At 72.1% G+C, this 15,132-nt stretch carries 15 protein-coding genes; 9 read left to right on the forward strand and 6 right to left on the reverse strand.

Going from position 1 to position 15,132, the window contains the following annotated elements:
- The first annotated feature begins 46 nt into the window (after positions 1 to 46).
- A complete protein-coding gene (gene valS, locus TCUR_RS08395; RefSeq protein WP_012852060.1) occupies positions 47 to 2,587 on the forward strand; it encodes a valine--tRNA ligase in 2,541 nt (846 codons plus the stop codon).
- 555 nt (positions 2,588 to 3,142) lie between these two features.
- Here the strand turns inward: valS and yidC are convergent.
- Positions 3,143 to 3,850: a membrane protein insertase YidC gene (yidC, locus tag TCUR_RS08400; protein WP_012852061.1), complete on the reverse strand. Its 708-nt coding sequence runs from the start codon at positions 3,848 to 3,850 to the stop codon at positions 3,143 to 3,145.
- A gap of 49 nt (positions 3,851 to 3,899) precedes the next feature.
- Positions 3,900 to 4,160, reverse strand: coding sequence for a DUF6412 domain-containing protein (locus TCUR_RS08405; protein ID WP_012852062.1), 261 nt, complete (start codon positions 4,158 to 4,160; stop codon positions 3,900 to 3,902).
- Positions 4,161 to 4,426: 266 nt separating this feature from the next.
- On the opposite strand from TCUR_RS08405, the gene dut reads away from it, so the two are divergent.
- Positions 4,427 to 4,939, forward strand: a complete 513-nt coding sequence (gene dut, locus TCUR_RS08410) for a dUTP diphosphatase (RefSeq protein WP_012852063.1) — start codon at positions 4,427 to 4,429, stop codon at positions 4,937 to 4,939.
- A gap of 55 nt (positions 4,940 to 4,994) precedes the next feature.
- Positions 4,995 to 5,831 carry a DUF3710 domain-containing protein gene (locus TCUR_RS08415; protein ID WP_012852064.1) on the forward strand — a complete coding sequence of 279 codons (837 nt, stop codon included), beginning with the start codon at positions 4,995 to 4,997 and terminating at the stop codon, positions 5,829 to 5,831.
- A gap of 67 nt (positions 5,832 to 5,898) precedes the next feature.
- Here TCUR_RS08415 and TCUR_RS08420 read toward each other — a convergent pair whose 3' ends face one another.
- Entirely contained in the window at positions 5,899 to 6,360 is a 462-nt protein-coding gene (locus tag TCUR_RS08420; protein ID WP_012852065.1) for a CBS domain-containing protein, read from the reverse strand.
- Between the two features lie 188 nt (positions 6,361 to 6,548).
- Between TCUR_RS08420 and TCUR_RS08425 the strand changes: the two genes are divergently transcribed.
- The 4 genes from TCUR_RS08425 to TCUR_RS08440 are packed head-to-tail and all read left to right on the forward strand — an operon-like array spanning position 6,549 to position 9,711.
- Positions 6,549 to 6,971 (forward strand): OB-fold nucleic acid binding domain-containing protein, encoded by a 423-nt coding sequence (locus TCUR_RS08425; protein WP_012852066.1) that lies wholly within the window; start codon positions 6,549 to 6,551, stop codon positions 6,969 to 6,971.
- Positions 6,968 to 7,651 carry a DUF3159 domain-containing protein gene (locus TCUR_RS08430; protein WP_012852067.1) on the forward strand — a complete coding sequence of 228 codons (684 nt, stop codon included), beginning with the start codon at positions 6,968 to 6,970 and terminating at the stop codon, positions 7,649 to 7,651. The genes TCUR_RS08425 and TCUR_RS08430 overlap by 4 nt, the downstream gene beginning before the upstream one ends.
- Before the next feature lie 55 nt (positions 7,652 to 7,706).
- A complete protein-coding gene (locus TCUR_RS08435) occupies positions 7,707 to 9,056 on the forward strand; it encodes a TrkH family potassium uptake protein (RefSeq protein ID WP_012852068.1) in 1,350 nt (449 codons plus the stop codon).
- Complete coding sequence (locus tag TCUR_RS08440) at positions 9,022 to 9,711, forward strand: potassium channel family protein (protein ID WP_217265460.1); 690 nt, start codon at positions 9,022 to 9,024, stop codon at positions 9,709 to 9,711. The genes TCUR_RS08435 and TCUR_RS08440 overlap by 35 nt, the downstream gene beginning before the upstream one ends.
- A gap of 37 nt (positions 9,712 to 9,748) precedes the next feature.
- Here the strand turns inward: TCUR_RS08440 and TCUR_RS08445 are convergent, their stop codons facing one another.
- Positions 9,749 to 10,408, reverse strand: coding sequence for a potassium channel family protein (locus TCUR_RS08445; protein ID WP_012852070.1), 660 nt, complete (start codon positions 10,406 to 10,408; stop codon positions 9,749 to 9,751).
- A complete protein-coding gene (locus TCUR_RS08450; protein ID WP_012852071.1) occupies positions 10,405 to 11,073 on the reverse strand; it encodes a potassium channel family protein in 669 nt (222 codons plus the stop codon). Before TCUR_RS08450 ends, TCUR_RS08445 begins: the two co-directional genes overlap by 4 nt.
- A gap of 170 nt (positions 11,074 to 11,243) precedes the next feature.
- Between TCUR_RS08450 and TCUR_RS08455 the strand changes: the two genes are divergently transcribed.
- Positions 11,244 to 13,295, forward strand: a complete 2,052-nt coding sequence (locus TCUR_RS08455; protein WP_012852072.1) for an APC family permease — start codon at positions 11,244 to 11,246, stop codon at positions 13,293 to 13,295.
- Positions 13,288 to 14,637 (forward strand): class I SAM-dependent RNA methyltransferase, encoded by a 1,350-nt coding sequence (locus tag TCUR_RS08460; protein WP_012852073.1) that lies wholly within the window; start codon positions 13,288 to 13,290, stop codon positions 14,635 to 14,637. Before TCUR_RS08455 ends, TCUR_RS08460 begins: the two co-directional genes overlap by 8 nt.
- Positions 14,638 to 14,650: 13 nt before the next feature.
- On the opposite strand, the gene TCUR_RS08465 is transcribed toward TCUR_RS08460, so the two are convergent.
- Entirely contained in the window at positions 14,651 to 14,950 is a 300-nt protein-coding gene (locus TCUR_RS08465; RefSeq protein ID WP_012852074.1) for a hypothetical protein, read from the reverse strand.
- Positions 14,951 to 15,132: the final 182 nt, after the last annotated feature.

The following is a 15,132-nucleotide window of genomic DNA, read 5'->3' on the forward strand; positions in this document are numbered from 1 at the left end:
CTGAATTCGGCACGGGACGGCGTGGCACCCCAATAGCATTGGGCCCATGAACCGACAGCCACGTACCCCGACAGTCCCCGAAAAGCCCACTCTGGACGGCTTGGAGGACAAGTGGGTACGTCGCTGGGAGGACGACGGCACCTACCGCTTTGACCGCACCCGGCCACGGGAGGAGATCTTCGCGATCGACACCCCGCCGCCCACGGTCAGCGGCTCCCTGCACGTCGGCCACGTGTTCTCCTACACCCACACCGACACCATCGCCCGCTACCAGCGGATGCGGGGCCGCGCGGTGTTCTACCCGATGGGCTGGGACGACAACGGCCTGCCCACCGAGCGGCGGGTGCAGAACTACTTCGGCGTCCGCTGCGACCCGTCGCTGCCGTACGACCCCGACTTCGAACCGCCCGCCGAGCCCGACCCCAAAAAGCAGGTCCCCATCAGCCGCCGCAACTTCATCGAGCTGTGCGAGCGGCTGACCGCCATCGACGAGAAAGCCTTCGAGGATCTGTGGCGCCGGATCGGCCTGTCGGTCGACTGGAACCTGCTGTACACCACGATCGGCGACCGGGCGCGGGCGGTCGCGCAGCGGGCGTTCCTGCGCAATCTGGCGCGCGGGGAGGCCTACCTGGCCGAGGCGCCCACGCTGTGGGACGTCACCTTCCACACCGCCGTGGCCCAGGCCGAGCTGGAGGACCGCGACACCCCCGGCGCCTTCCACCGGCTGCGCTTCCACGCCGACGACCGCGTGGTGCTCATCGACACCACCCGCCCGGAACTGCTGCCGGCGTGCGTGGCGCTGGTGGCCCACCCCGACGACGAGCGGTACCGGGACCTGTTCGGGCGCACCGTGCGCACCCCGGTGTTCGGGGTGGAGGTCCCCGTGCTCGCCCACCGGCTGGCCGAGCCGGACAAGGGCACCGGCATCGCGATGATCTGCACCTTCGGTGATGTCACCGACGTGACCTGGTGGCGGGAGCTGAACCTGCCCACCCGGGCGGTCATCGGCCGGGACGGCCGGCTGGTCGCCGAGGCGCCGCCCGGGGTGCCCGCCGGGCCGTACGCCGAGCTGGCCGGCAAGACCGTGCACTCGGCCCGCGAGCGGATGGTGCAGTTGCTGCGCGAGTCCGGCGACCTGGACGGCGAGCCGCGCCCCATCGTCCGCCCGGTCAAGTACTACGAGAAGGGCTCCAAGCCCCTGGAGATCGTCACCACCCGCCAGTGGTACATCCGCAACGGCGGCCGGGACGCGGCGCTGCGCGAGCAGTTGCTGGCGCGCGGGCGCGAGCTGTCCTGGCACCCGCCCTACATGCGGGCCCGCTACGAGAACTGGGTGGAGGGCCTGAACGGCGACTGGCTGATCTCCCGCCAGCGGTTCTTCGGCGTGCCCTTCCCGGTGTGGTACCCGCTGGACTCCGACGGCGAGCCGCGCTACGACCGGCCGATCGTGCCGCCGGAGGAGATGCTGCCCATCGACCCCTCCTCCGATGTGCCGCCCGGCTACAGCGAGGACCAGCGCGGCAAGCCCGACGGCTTCATCGGCGACCCGGACGTCATGGACACCTGGGCCACCTCCTCGCTGACGCCGCAGGTCGCCGGCGGCTGGGAGAGCGACCCGGACCTGTTCGCCCGGGTCTTCCCCTACGACCTGCGGCCCCAGGGGCACGACATCATCCGCACCTGGCTGTTCTCCACGGTGCTGCGCTCCCACCTGGAGCACGACTCGCTGCCGTGGCGCAACGCCGCGCTGTCGGGGTGGATCCTCGACCCCGACCGCAAGAAGATGTCCAAGTCCAAGGGGAACGTGATCACCCCGATGGGGCTGCTGGTCGAGCACGGCAGCGACGCGGTCCGCTACTGGGCGGCCAGCGCCCGGCCCGGCACCGACACCGCTTTCGAGGTCAAGCAGATCAAGGTGGGCCGCCGGCTGGCCACCAAGATCCTCAACGCCTCCCGGTTCGTGCTCGGGCTGGGCGAGGTGGCGCCGGACGCGGCGATCACCGAGCCGGTGGACCTGTCCATGCTGGCCGCCCTGCGGGAGGTGGTCGCCGAGGCCACCGAGGCGTTCGACGGCTATGACCACGCCCGGGCGCTGGAGCGCACCGAGCGGTTCTTCTGGTACTTCTGCGACGACTACCTGGAGCTGGTCAAGCAGCGCGCTTACGGGGAGGGCGCCGGGGCCGACTCGGCCCGGGCGGCGCTGCGCACCGCGCTGTCGGTGCTGCTGCGGCTGTTCGCGCCGATCCTGCCGTTCGTGACCGAGGAGGTCTGGTCCTGGTGGCGGGACGGGTCGGTGCACCTGGCGTCCTGGCCCGAGGCCGCCGAGCTGCCCGCGGGCGGCGACCCGGCGCTGCTGGAGGTGACGGCCGAGGCGCTGCGGCAGGTCCGCAAGGCCAAGTCGCAGGCCAAGGTCTCCATGCGGGCCGAGGTGGCGCGGGCCGTGGTGCGCGGGCCGGGCACCGCGACGGTGCGCGCCGCCGCCGAGGACCTGCGCGCCGCCGGCAACGTCGCAGAGCTGGAGCTGGACGAGGCGGCCGCCGCCGAGGAGCTCACCGTGGCGGTCACGCTGGCCGCCGCGGTCTCGTAGCGGACTGCTGCGGCATGCGCGATAGGCCTTCGGCCCCGGCCTGCTCAGGCCGGGGCCGAAGGCTTCGCAGACCGGCAGGCCTAGGCGTTCGGCCAGGCGGGCACGGTGGTGCCGGGGCGAGCCCAGCGGCAGCCCGTCGGTCTTGGCCCGCTTGCAGCACAGGTACGCGTCGTGCTCGCAGGTGAAACCGATGCCGCCGTGCAGCGGCAGGCCGTCCTTGGCGGCCTGCTGGGAGTCCCGTTCCTCGGCGGCCGATAGGCCCTGTCCGCCGTACTCCTTGGGCCGGGTGGTGCCGGAGTGAGCGGCGTCGTGGAGCCGGGCCGTGAACGCCGTGGGGTCCTCCAGCCCGGGTGTTCGGGCAGGGTGGCCTCTTCCAGCCAGGCAGGCGCCCGGCGTCCGTACTCGTCGATGCCCGTCGCGGGTTCTCCCCCGGGGGGCGTCGGTGCAGGGCGGGGGGCTACGGCGCCGGACACGATGACCGAATCTAGTTCGGTTTCATCGGGTCCAAAGCGTCCACGGCCCATCAAGGGCGCCGAGCGGTCGTCGTCCGGCGCCTCAGGAGGCGGCCGGAAGCGGCCGGTGCAGCACGGCCCGCTCGGCGGCCGACCACGCCGTCGTCGCCAGCAGATAGATCCCGGCCGCCAGGGGGAGGAACAGCGCCGCCGCCACGGAGCCGAAGGGCAGCAGCCGCAGCAGGCCGCCGCCGGGTTGCCCCTTCGGCAGCGCGGCGGCCAGCCGGCGGGACGACACCCAGGCGACCAGTGCCAGCAGCGCCAGCAGGGCGTAGAAGGCCAGCGCCGGCCCGCTGAAGGGCGCGCTCACCACCACGCCGGCGAAGTTCTGGCCGAGCGGCGCGCCCAGCAGGCTCTGGGCCAGCAGCAGGTTCTCCCGCCCGCCCACGACCGCCGCGGTGAACAGCCGGTACATCAGGAAGAAGAACGGCGCCTGCGCCAGCGACGGCAGGCAGCCGGCGGCCGGGGAGACCCCCTCGGCCCGGTGCAGCGCCGCCAGCTCCCGCTGCAACCGCACCGGATCGTGGGCATACCGCCGCCGAAGCCCGGCGATCTGCGGCGCCAGCCGGGCCCTGGCACGCGCACCGCGCGCCGCCCGGATGCTCAGCGGCAGCAGCGACAGCCGCACCGCCATGGTGAACACCACGATCGCCGCCGCGGCGGCACCGCCGGGCACCAGCGGCGCCAGCGCCTGCGTCAGCGTCCAGACCAGGTCGTGGGCATGAGAGAGAACCGCATCGAAAACCGGCATCGAAAACCTTCCAGAGCAACGGGGACGTCGGGACCTCGGTCTTTCAAGGTCACGCCGACGGTGCTCTGGGCAGGGGACGGCCGGGCGCGGCCGGATCGCGCAGCCTCAGGAAGGCGGTGCGGGCGCTGCGGGCGCGCAGCGCGGTGTGCGCCCGGGCGGCCGGCGGCGGGCCGAAGCGCCCGGCACCGGCGGTGACCGCCACGGCCAGCAGGGCGGCGACCGTCAGCGCGGCCAGCGCCAGCAGCGGCGCCTGCCCGGCGGACGGCTCGAGCAGCGCCGGCAGCTGCAGCAGCACGGCGATCACGGACATGCCCTCTCCCCGCAACCCCGCTCCCAGGGGGTCCGCCGGGATGGACGCACGGCGGTGTGTGCGAGTTCCCACTCGCCGCCTTCTTTCACACCGGTTTTCATACGGGGCCGTGGGCCTGCCCATCCGGATAGGGTTGCCCTCTATGAAGCGTGTCGCCCCGCCGCCGCTTCCGCGGTGTGCTTGCACCCCCGGCGGACGCGGTGCTCGGTATGGTCATGTGGCCGCGCCGCGGCCATGTGTCCCGGGCGGCGCCCTGACCCGTGACCATGGATGAGCCCTTGACCGACCACAGAGTCCAACACCGACCCGGGGACGTCCCCGTGCTGATCCGGCGGCTCGACGACGGGCTGCCGCTGCCCTCCTACGCCCACCCGGGCGATGCGGGGGCCGATCTGTACGCCGCGATCGATGTGGAACTGGCCCCCGGGGAGCGGGCGGTGGTGCCCACCGGGATCGCCATCGCACTGCCGGACGGATACGCCGCCTTTGTTCACCCGCGATCCGGTTTGGGCGCTAAGTTTGGGGTCACGATCGTCAATGCGCCCGGTACGGTCGATGCCGGATACCGCGGCGAGATCAAGGTGACATTGCTGAACACCGACCTCCGCCGTCCGGTCCGGCTGCGGCGCGGTGACCGGATCGCCCAGCTGGTCGTCCAACGGGTCGAGCGAGCGGTCTTCCACGAGGTCTCCGCGCTCCCCGGATCGGTACGCGGCGACAACGGCTTCGGCTCCACCGGTGGACTGCCGGCGGCGTCACCGGAGGCGGGGCACAACTAGGCTGAGCGCGCTACGCAGCGGTCAGATCGAGCACAGTGAAGAAGGAGCGTGAGTCGTGCCTATTCGACGTCGTCGCCGCAACGAGGCACCCGACAGGAACCTCGGATCGGCCGGCGAGCAGGCGGACGCCGTCGAGACGGGCGATGCCCCCGCCGGTGGGGCGGACGAAGCCACCGGCCCCTGGGACGCCGGCGACTCCTACCCGGAGCTGGAGCGGCTGGACTTCGGCTCCCTGCTGGTCCCGGTCGGCCCCGGCCTGGGCTTCCAGGTGAACTTCGAGGCCACCGAGGTGGACGCCGAGGGCAACCCCGTCAACGGGCGGCCGGTGTCGGTGCTGGTGCAGCACGCCGAGAGCATCCTGCAGGTTCAGGCGTTCGCCGCGCCCAAGCGCAGCGGCATCTGGGACGACCTGCGCCGGGAGACCGCCACGGAGATCACCGAGCAGGCCGGCGGGCAGGTGGAGGAACGCGACGGTCCCTTCGGCACCGAGCTGTGGGCGATGGTCCCCGCCCAGCTCACCGAGGAGATGCTCAACGAGATGCCGCCGGAGGTGCGCGAGCAGATCCCCCAGGAAGTGATCGAGCAGGGCTACGCCTGGCAGCCGATCCGCTTCATCGGGGTGGACGGCCCGCGCTGGTTCCTGCGGGGCGTGGTGCAGGGCGCCGCCATCGAGGACGAGGAGCAGTGGCAGGTCCTCGAGGACGTCTTCCGCAACATCGTGGTGATCCGGGGCGAGCAGCCGATGCCGCCGCGCGAGCTGCTGCCGCTGACGCTGCCCAAGGAGTTCACCGAGGCCGCCCAGGCCGCGGCCGAGCAGTCCCAGCAGCCCGAGCAGGCCGACGACACCTTCAACCCCTTCGAGCGCGGCCCGGAGATCACCGAGGTCCGCTGAAAGGCCCGCGTCCCCGTCGTGGCCCCGGCCATGGCGGGGAGGCGGCGCCTTGCGGGGCCGGGCGGGCTCAGCACGCCGGCAGCAGCCGCCCCAGCAGGTCGGCCACCGAGATCACGCCGATCATCGGCGGCCTGGGGCCGTTCTTGGACTCCACCACGGCCACCAGCGGGCTGTGCGCCTGGGCCATCAGCGTCGCGACCTCCAGGACGTTGGCGTCGCCGGTCACCATCGGCGGCCGCCGCGGCTCCGGCGGCAGCAGGTCCCGCAGGCTGCGGCCGCGCATCCGCTCGCACATCCGGTCGGCCTGCCGCTCGGAGTACACCCGTGCCAGCGCCGGGTCCTCCCGGACGTAAGGCGGGATCGCGAACCACAGGATCTGGGAGGTGGGCAGGATCGCCAGCGGGTGCTGCAGGTCGTCCAGGACGATCAGCCCCGGCAGCCGCTGTTCGATCACCAGCCGGGCCACGCTCAGGGCCTCGCTGTCGGGATCGATGTGGGGATAGGGTCTGGCCAGTTCACGTGCGAGCATTCCTCGACGCTACTTCCTGTGCTCGGGCCGTGACGATGCGGCGACCCGATCCGTCCCGGCCGTTTGAGGCCGGCGGACGGGTCGCAGGCGGCTCATTCCTGACCTACCTCCGATCCGCCGCCGGCTCACCTCGGATTCCCTCAGATGCACCGGTTCGCCCGCTCTTGTGGTGCTCTAGCCTGTGATCCATGGACAAGGTGCAGGCAGGGACGGCCGTGGGAACGGACGGTGCACCACCCCCTTCCCGGGGGCGGGGACTGCGCAGGTTCCTGCGCCGCCTGACCGCGGACCGGGACGAACTGGAGGCCGAGGAGCTGCGGGCCGGCACCGGCCAGGAAGGCGCCACCCCCATCGCCGAATGCGCCGAGCGCACCCGGGTCCGTGTGGCCGGTACGCTACGGACCGTGACTTTGCGACCGCGAGGCGGAGCCCCGGCACTGGAGGCCGAGCTGTATGACGGAACCGACGTGATCAGCCTGGTCTGGCTGGGCCGCCGTAAGATCGCCGGAATCGAGCCCGGCCGCCGGCTGCGGGCCGAGGGACTGGTCAGCACCCAGGACGGCCGCAAGACCATGTTCAACCCTCGCTATGAGCTGCGGGGGGACGCGTGAGCGAGACCGAGGCCAAACCCGCCGGGCCGGGCGGAGAGCGCCCGGTCACCTACGACACGGTCGAGGCCGCGGTGCGCGCCCAGCTGGCCAAGGCGCTGGGCGGCGTGCGGGGCATGCTCGAGGCCGCCGTCCCCACCATCGCCTTCACCGTCACCTACGTGCTCACCCACCAGGTGCGGACCGCCGTCATCGCCGGGGTGGCCTCGGCGGTGCTGCTGCTGCTGGTGCGGCTGGCACAGCGCTCCACACCCCAGTTCGTGCTCAACAGCCTGGTGGGCATCGGCATCGCGGCGTTCTTCGCGCTGCGCTCGGGCCGGGCCGAGGACGCCTTCCTGCCCGGCATCCTCTACAACGCCGCCTACGCGGTCGGCATGATCTTCTCGGTGCTGGTGCGCTGGCCGGTGGTGGGCTTCATCATCGGCTCGGTCACCGGGGACCCCACCGCCTGGCGGTCCGACCCGGGCATCGTGAAACTGTGCTCGCGGCTGACCTGGATCCTGGTCGTGCCGTGCCTGGTGCGGGTGGCGGTGCAGTACCCGCTGTACCTGGCCGGGCAGGTCGGCTGGCTGGGCGCCACCAAGATCTTCATGGGCTGGCCGCTGCAGGTCGCCGCGCTGGCCGCCATGGTCTGGGTGCTGGCGCGGGGCCGCACCCCCCTGCAGGGCTCTCCCGCCACCTGACCCCTCGGCCCGCCCCCGACCCGCACAACCCATGAAACCGCACCCGTGGCGACGCATGTCGCCTGCCGCCAGGCTGCTGGCCCGCTTCCAGCACCCCGCGCAGATCGTCGCGGTGGCCTTCGCCGCCGCCATCGCGGTGGGCACCACGCTGCTGGCCCTGCCGGTGGCCACCGCGCCGGGGGAGTCCACCGGCGCGCTGACCGCCCTGTTCACCGCCACCACGGCGGTGTGCATCACCGGGCTGGCCACCGTGGACACCGCCTCCCACTGGTCGCCGTTCGGCCAGGTGGTGATCTTGGTGCTGATGCAGGCCGGCGGGCTGGGCATCATGACGCTGGCGACGTTGTTCGCCCTGCTGGTCTCCGGGCGGCTGGGACTGCGCGCCCGGATGCTGGCGCAGGCGGAGACCAAGGCCCTGCAGGGCACCGGCCTGCGCCGGGTGGTGCGCAACATCGTGCTGTTCAGCCTGTGCTCGGAGGCCGTGGTGGCCGCGGTGCTGGGGCTGCGGCTGGCTCTCGCCTACGACGAGCCGGCCGCCCGGGCCGCCTATCTCGGGATCTTCCACGCCGTCTCGGCGTTCAACAACGGCGGGCTGGCGCTGTGGCCGGACAGCATGATGCGCTTCGTCGCCGACCCGTGGGTGCTGCTGCCGGTGGCGCTGGCGGTGGTGCTGGGCGGGCTGGGTTTTCCGGTGGTGTTCGAGCTGGTCCGCGCCTGGCGGCGGCCCAAGACCTGGACGGTGCTGACCCGCATCACCCTCGGGGTGAGCGCGGCGCTGCTGGCCGGCGGCACGCTGCTGTTCACGATCGTCGAATGGCACAACCCCCGCACCCTGGGGCCGCTGCCCGACCAGACCAAGTTCCTGGCGGGCTTCTTCACCGCCGTGATGCCCCGCTCCGGCGGGCTGAACGCCATCGACATCTCCCAGATGCGCCCGGAGAGCTGGCTGGCCACCGACATCCTGATGTTCATCGGCGCCGGCAGCGCCGGCACCGGCGGCGGCATCAAGGTCACCACCTTCGGGCTGCTGGCCTTTGTGATGTGGGCCGAGCTGCGCGGGGAGGACCGGGTCAACGTCGGGCACCGCCGGCTGGCCGGCCCGGTGCAGCGGCAGGCGCTGACCATCGCGCTGCTGAGCGTGGGACTGGTCGCACTGGGCACCTTCGTCCTGCTGTCCCTGGTGCCCTATGCGCTGGACCGGGTGCTGCTGGAGGTGGTCTCGGCGTTCGGCACGGTGGGCCTGAGCACCGGCATCACCCCCCACCTGCCGCCGGGCGGGCAGCTGCTGCTGGTGGCGCTGATGTTCGTGGGCCGGGTCGGCCCGCTGACCGTCTTCTCGGCGCTGGCGCTGCGCGAACGCACCCGGCGCTATGAACTTCCAGAGGAGCGACCCATCGTTGGCTGACAGAGGAAACGATCCCGTGGTGGTGATCGGGCTGGGCCGGTTCGGCAGCTCGCTGGCGCTGGAACTGGTCCGGCTGGGCACCGAGGTGCTGGCCATCGACAACCGGCCCAAGGTGGTGCAGGCGCTGGCCGGGCAGATCACCCAGATCGCCACCGCCGACTCCACCGACATCGAGGCGCTGCGGCAGCTGGGGGTGCCGGAGTTCTACCGGGCCGTGGTGGCCATCGGCAGCGACATCGAGGCCAGCATCCTGACCACCTCGCTGCTGGTGGAGCTGGAGGTCGAGGACATCTGGGCCAAGGCCATCAGCCGCCAGCACGGCCGGATCCTGGAGCGCATCGGCGCCACCCATGTGGTGCTGCCCGAGCACGACATGGGCGAGCGCGTGGCCCACATGGTCAGCGGCCGGATGCTCGACTATGTGGCGGTGGACGAGAACTTCGCGCTGGTCAAGACCCGCCCGCCCCGGGAGCTGGTGGGCCGGCCGCTGGGGGAGACCGGGCTGCGCCGCAAGTACGGGGTGACCGTGGTGTCGGTCAAGAGCGAAGGGGAGGAGTTCACCTACGCCACGCCCGACACCGTGCTGCAGTACGGCGATGTGATCATCGTCGCCGGGCCCATCGCCAAGGTGGAGCGCTTTTCAGAACTGGTGTGAGCCGGCCCCGGCCGCCCGCCTGCGGCGGCCGGGGCCCTCAGCGGGACGACAGCAGCTCGGCCAGCTCGTCCTCCACGTCCTGCCCGGCCACGAACAGCAGTTCATCGCCCGGCTCCAGGGTGTCGTCGGGCGCCGGCACCAGCACCCGGCCCTCCCGCAGGATCGCCACCAGCGCGGTGTCGCGCGGCCAGGTCACCGAGCCGACCCGGCGGCCGCCCAGCGGGGCGTCCTCCGGCAGCGTCAGCTCCACCAAGTTGGCCTCCCCCTGCCGGAAGGTCATCAGGCGGACCAGGTCCCCGACGCTGACCGCCTCCTCCACCAGGGCCGACAGCAGCCGCGGGGTGGACACCGCCACATCCACCCCCCACGACTCGTTGAACAGCCACTCGTTCTTGGGGTGGTTGATGCGGGCCACCACCCGGGGCACCCCGTACTCGGTCTTGGCCAGCAGCGACACCACCAGATTGACCTTGTCGTCCCCGGAGGAGGCCACCACCACCTGGCAGCGCTCCAGCGCCGCGTCGTCCAGCGAGGCGATCTCGCAGGCGTCGGCCAGCAGCCACTCGGCGCGCGGCACCATCTCCACCTTGATGGCCTTGGGGTCCTTGTCGATCAGCAGCACCTCGTGGCCGTTGGCCAGCAGCTCCTGGGCGATCGAGCGGCCCACCGCCCCCGCTCCGGCGATCGCCACCCTCATCTGAAGTCTCCTTCCGGACGCCGTGCCGCCGCCTTGCTGAGCCGTTCGAGGTCATCGGACCGTGCCATCACGTGCACGATGTCGCCGTCCTGGATCACCGTCTCGGCGTCCGGCACGATCGACTCCCCCATGCGGGACAGGAAGGCCACCCGGGTGCGCACCGCCTCCTCGAAAGTGGTCACCTTGGTGCCCACCCAGGAGGGGTCGATGCCCAGCTCGGCCAAGATGACCTCGCCGTTGGGGTCGCGCCACAGCGGCATCGCCCCGTCCGGCAGCAGCCGCCGCAGGATCTGGTCGGCGGTCCACCGCACGGTCGCCACCGTGGGGATGCCCAGCCGCTGGTAGACCTCGGCCCGCCGGGGGTCGTAGATGCGCGCCACCACGTTCTCCACGCCGAAGGTCTCCCGGGCCACCCGCGCGGAGATGATGTTGGAGTTGTCGCCGCTGCTGACGGCCACGAACGCGGAGGCGTGCTCGATGCCGGCCTCCTGCAGGACGTCCCGGTCGAACCCGACCCCGGTCACCCGGCGGCCCCGGAACCCGCCGCGCAGCCGGCGGAACGCCTCCGGGCTCTGGTCGATGATCGCCACCGAATGGCCCTTGTCCTCCAGGATGTGAGCGAGCGTCGAGCCGACCCGCCCGCACCCCATGATCACGATATGCACGGCCGTCCTCTCCCGGCACCGTCAAGATCACACTTCTTCGCCGATCCCGACGGGTTGAAACCTACACATCAGGCGCACACAGTCATACCCCGCCCCGCCGCCCGGCAGCCAACGGCGCCGCGCCGGCGGGCCGACCGGGCGGCGCTCGCCAGGGACTAGGCTCTGCACTCGTGTCGAAGGTTCCGGACCTGGTCAAGCGGGTCCTGGTGGGACGGGCGCTGCGCAGTGCGCAGCTGCGCGAGGAACTGCTCCCCAAACGCATCGCGTTGCCGATCTTCGCCAGCGACCCGCTGTCCTCGGTGGCCTACGCGCCGCAGGAACTGCTGATGATGCTGGCGCTGGCGGGCGCGTCCTTTTACGCCTACGGCCCCTGGGTCGCGCTGGCCATCGCGGCGCTGATGGCCGTGGTCGTCGCCTCCTACCGGCAGAACGTGCGCGCCTATCCCAGCGGCGGCGGCGACTATGAGGTCGCCAAGACCAATCTGGGCTCCACCGCGGGGCTGACGGTGGCCAGCGCGCTGCTGGTGGACTACGTGCTGACGGTGGCGGTGTCGGTCTCCTCCGGGGTGGAGAACGCCGGCTCGGCCTTCCCCTTCATCACCGAGCACAAGGTCGCCGCGGCGCTGATCATCATCGCCCTGCTCACCGTGATGAACCTGCGCGGGGTCCGCGAGGCCGGCACCCTGTTCGCCCTGCCCACCTACGCCTTCGTGGCGGGCGTGCTGGGGATGATCGCCGTCGGGCTGTTCCGGCTGCAGGTCGCCGGGGACGAGCTGCGCGCCCCCACCGCCGATCTGGAGATCAGGGCCGAGCAGACCGAGCTGGCCGGCCTTGCGATGCTGTTTTTGCTGCTGCGGGCCTTCTCCTCCGGCTGTGCGGCACTGACCGGGGTGGAGGCCATCAGCAACGGCGTGCCGGCCTTCCGCAAGCCCAAGAGCCGCAACGCCGCCACCACGCTGCTGATGATGGGGCTGATCGCGATCACCATGTTCGGCGGGGTGATCGCGCTGGCGCTGGCCTCGCAGGTGCGGGTGGCCGAGCATCCCGCCGAGGACCTGCTGCGCGACGGCCGCCCGGTGGGGGAGGACTACGTCCAGGAGCCGGTCCTCGCTCAGGTCGCCGCGGCGGTGTTCGGCCACGGCTCGGTGCCGTTCCTGTACATCGCCGTCGTCACCGCGCTGACCCTGTTCCTGGCGGCCAACACCGCCTACAACGGCTTCCCCGTGCTGGGGTCGATCCTGGCCCGCGACGGCTACATGCCCCGCCAGCTGCACACCCGCGGCGACCGGCTGGCCTTCAGCAACGGCATCCTCACCCTGGCCGCGATGGCCGCGCTGCTGGTCTACGCCTTCCGGGCCGAGGTGACCAAGCTGATCCAGCTTTACATCGTCGGGGTGTTCGTCTCCTTCACCCTCGGCCAGATCGGCATGGTCCGGCACTGGAACCGGCTGCTGCGCACCGAGACCGACCTGCGCGAGCGCGCCCGCATGCACCGCAGCCGGATGATCAACGCCGTGGGCGGCACGGTCACCGGCGTCGTGCTGGTGATCGTGCTGATCACCAAGTTCACCCACGGCGCCTGGATCGTGTGCATCGCCATACCGGCGCTGTTCGCGCTGATGAAGGGCATCCGGCGGCACTACGACACGGTGGCCCGGGAGCTGGCGCCCACCGGGGAGGACGTGGCGCTGCCGGCCCGCAACCACGCCATCGTGCTGGTGTCCAAGCTGCACAAGCCGACGCTGCGGGCGCTGGCCTATGCGCGGGCCACCCGCCCCTCCACCCTGGAGGCGGTCACCGTGGCGGTCGATCCGGCCGAGGTCGCCAGGCTGCGCGAGGAGTGGGAGGCGCTGGACCTGCCGGTGCCGCTGAAGATCCTGGACTCCCCCTACCGGGAGGTCACCCGGCCGGTGCTGGATTACGTGCGCAAGGTGCGGCGGCGCAGCCCCCGCGATGTGGTGACGGTGTTCGTGCCCGAGTACGTGGTCGGCCACTGGTGGGAGAACCTGCTGCACAACCAGAGCGCGCTGCGCATGAAGACCCGGCTGCTGTTCGTGCCCGGGGTGATGGTCACCAGCGTGCCCTGGCAGCTGGCCTCCTCCGACCGGCTGCGCAAACGCCGCGAGCGGGCCGCCTCCGGCGGGGTGCGCCGCCCGTACGCGGGAACCCCGGAGGCGGATCGCACCCGCGCCGGTGGCGGTATCGTGTCGGGACGTGACTGATCTCCGCCTCGACTCTGCGGTCCCGGACGTTCTCGAACTCGACATCGAGGCGGTGGCCAACGGCGGCTGGTGCGTGGCCCGCCACGAGGGACGGGTGGTGTTCGTCCGGCACACCCTGCCCGGGGAGCGGGTCAAGGCCAAGGTGACCGAGCGCACCCGCAAGTTCCTGCGCGCCGATGCGGTGGAGATCCTGCGGGCCTCCCCGGACCGGGTGGACCCGCCCTGCCCGTTCGCCGGTCCCGGCCGCTGCGGCGGCTGCGACTGGCAGCACGTGGCGCTGCCCGCCCAGCGCCGGCTCAAGGCCGAGGTGATCTCCGAGCAGCTGGCCCGCCTGGCCGGGATCGAGCGCGCCGTGGTGGTCGAAGAGGTCCCCGACCCGCACACAGGCCGGGACGGCGCGGCCGGGCGCGGAGACGGCCTGGGCTGGCGGACGCGCGTGCAGTTCGCCGTCCGCGACGACGGGGTGGTGGGGCTGCGCCGGCACCGCTCCCACCAGATCGAGCCGATCGACGAGTGCCTGATCGCCCACCCCGGGGTGGAGGCGATCGGCATCGAGCGCAAACGCTGGCCGGGCGCGGCGGGCGTGGAGGGCGTCGTGTCGGCCGGCACCGGCGACCGGGTGGTGGCGCTGCGCGAGCGGGCGGCCCGCTCCCGCGGCGGCCGGCACTCGGCGAAGGTGCCCCGGCTGGACGTCCCGGTGCGGCTGCTGCGCGGCCGCCAGACGCCGGGCGGGCGCGTCCCGTATGTGCGGGAGGTGGCGGCGGGAAGGCTGTGGCAGGTCAGCGGCAGCGGGTTCTGGCAGGTCCACCCGGGGGCGGCCCAGACGCTGGCCGACGCGGTGCTGGCCGCGCTGGAACCCCGGCCGGGCGAGATCGCGCTGGATCTGTACTGCGGGGTGGGGCTGTTCGCCGGGGTGCTGGGCGAGCGGGTGGGGCCCGAGGGCCTGGTGGTCGGGGTCGAGGCCGATCCCCAGGCGGTCCGGGACGCCCGGTTCAACCTGCGGGATCTGCCGCATGTCTCGATCGAGCGGGGCCGGGTCGAGGAGGTCATCGCCGAGCTGGAGTTCGGCCGCTCCCGCCCCGGCGGCGCCCGCGAGGAGGGGGTGCGGGCCGATGTGGTGGTGCTGGACCCGCCGCGCACCGGGGCCGGCCGCCGGGTGGTGGAGCGCATCGCCGAACTGGCCGGACGCAAGATCGCCTATGTCTCCTGCGACACCGCCACGCTGGCCCGCGACCTGGCCTACTTCGGGGAGCGCGGGTGGCGGCTGCAGTCGCTGCGCGCCTTCGACGCCTTCCCCATGACCCACCACGTGGAGCTGTTGGCGACCTTGGTTCCCGCTTGATCCGAAGGCCCGGTCAGTCCACCAGGGCCATGGCGGCGGTCACCACCACCGAGGCGGCGGTCACCAGCAGGCTCAGCAGGGCGATCGTATGGCGGAACCGGGCGTCCAGCTGGGCTCGGGTGACCTGGTCGCGTTCGGCCGCGTTGAGCCGTTCGTTGAGCTCATCCAGCAGCCTGGCGTGCTCGTCCACCCGGCGGGCCTGGTGGTCGTGCAGGTGCTGCAGCAGTGCGAGCTGCCCCTCGACGTTGGCCATGCCCACTTCGAGGCCGCGGCGCAGTTCGGATATCGCCAGTTCGACGGCTTGTCCGTTCATGGTGACCCCCTGTCGTCCCGCATGCCGACGGTCCCGGGAAGGAGGGCTTGACCGTCGGTTACCGGTAAGTATTGCCAACTGAACCAGAAATAACCAGAAATCTTCGTCGATCCCTCTGGGGTTGATGAGGACGGGGAGACCGGTGGGAACGCACCGGAGGGGAAGAAAAGCTTTCAAGCTCA

Source organism: Thermomonospora curvata DSM 43183 (assembly GCF_000024385.1).
GTDB classification, from domain to species: Bacteria; Actinomycetota; Actinomycetes; order Streptosporangiales; family Streptosporangiaceae; genus Thermomonospora; species Thermomonospora curvata.

Excerpts from the sequence above, each read along its gene's own strand:
- valS (WP_012852060.1), top strand. The coding sequence starts at position 47 with ATGAACCGACAGCCACGTACCCCGACAGTCCCCGAAAAGCCCACTCTG.
- yidC (WP_012852061.1), bottom strand. The coding sequence starts at position 3,850 with ATGCCGGTTTTCGATGCGGTTCTCTCTCATGCCCACGACCTGGTCTGG.
- TCUR_RS08405 (WP_012852062.1), bottom strand. The coding sequence starts at position 4,160 with ATGTCCGTGATCGCCGTGCTGCTGCAGCTGCCGGCGCTGCTCGAGCCG.
- dut (WP_012852063.1), top strand. The coding sequence starts at position 4,427 with ATGGATGAGCCCTTGACCGACCACAGAGTCCAACACCGACCCGGGGAC.
- TCUR_RS08420 (WP_012852065.1), bottom strand. The coding sequence starts at position 6,360 with ATGCTCGCACGTGAACTGGCCAGACCCTATCCCCACATCGATCCCGAC.
- TCUR_RS08425 (WP_012852066.1), top strand. The coding sequence starts at position 6,549 with ATGGACAAGGTGCAGGCAGGGACGGCCGTGGGAACGGACGGTGCACCA.
- TCUR_RS08435 (WP_012852068.1), top strand. The coding sequence starts at position 7,707 with ATGTCGCCTGCCGCCAGGCTGCTGGCCCGCTTCCAGCACCCCGCGCAG.
- TCUR_RS08440 (WP_217265460.1), top strand. The coding sequence starts at position 9,022 with ATGAACTTCCAGAGGAGCGACCCATCGTTGGCTGACAGAGGAAACGAT.
- TCUR_RS08445 (WP_012852070.1), bottom strand. The coding sequence starts at position 10,408 with ATGAGGGTGGCGATCGCCGGAGCGGGGGCGGTGGGCCGCTCGATCGCC.
- TCUR_RS08465 (WP_012852074.1), bottom strand. The coding sequence starts at position 14,950 with ATGAACGGACAAGCCGTCGAACTGGCGATATCCGAACTGCGCCGCGGC.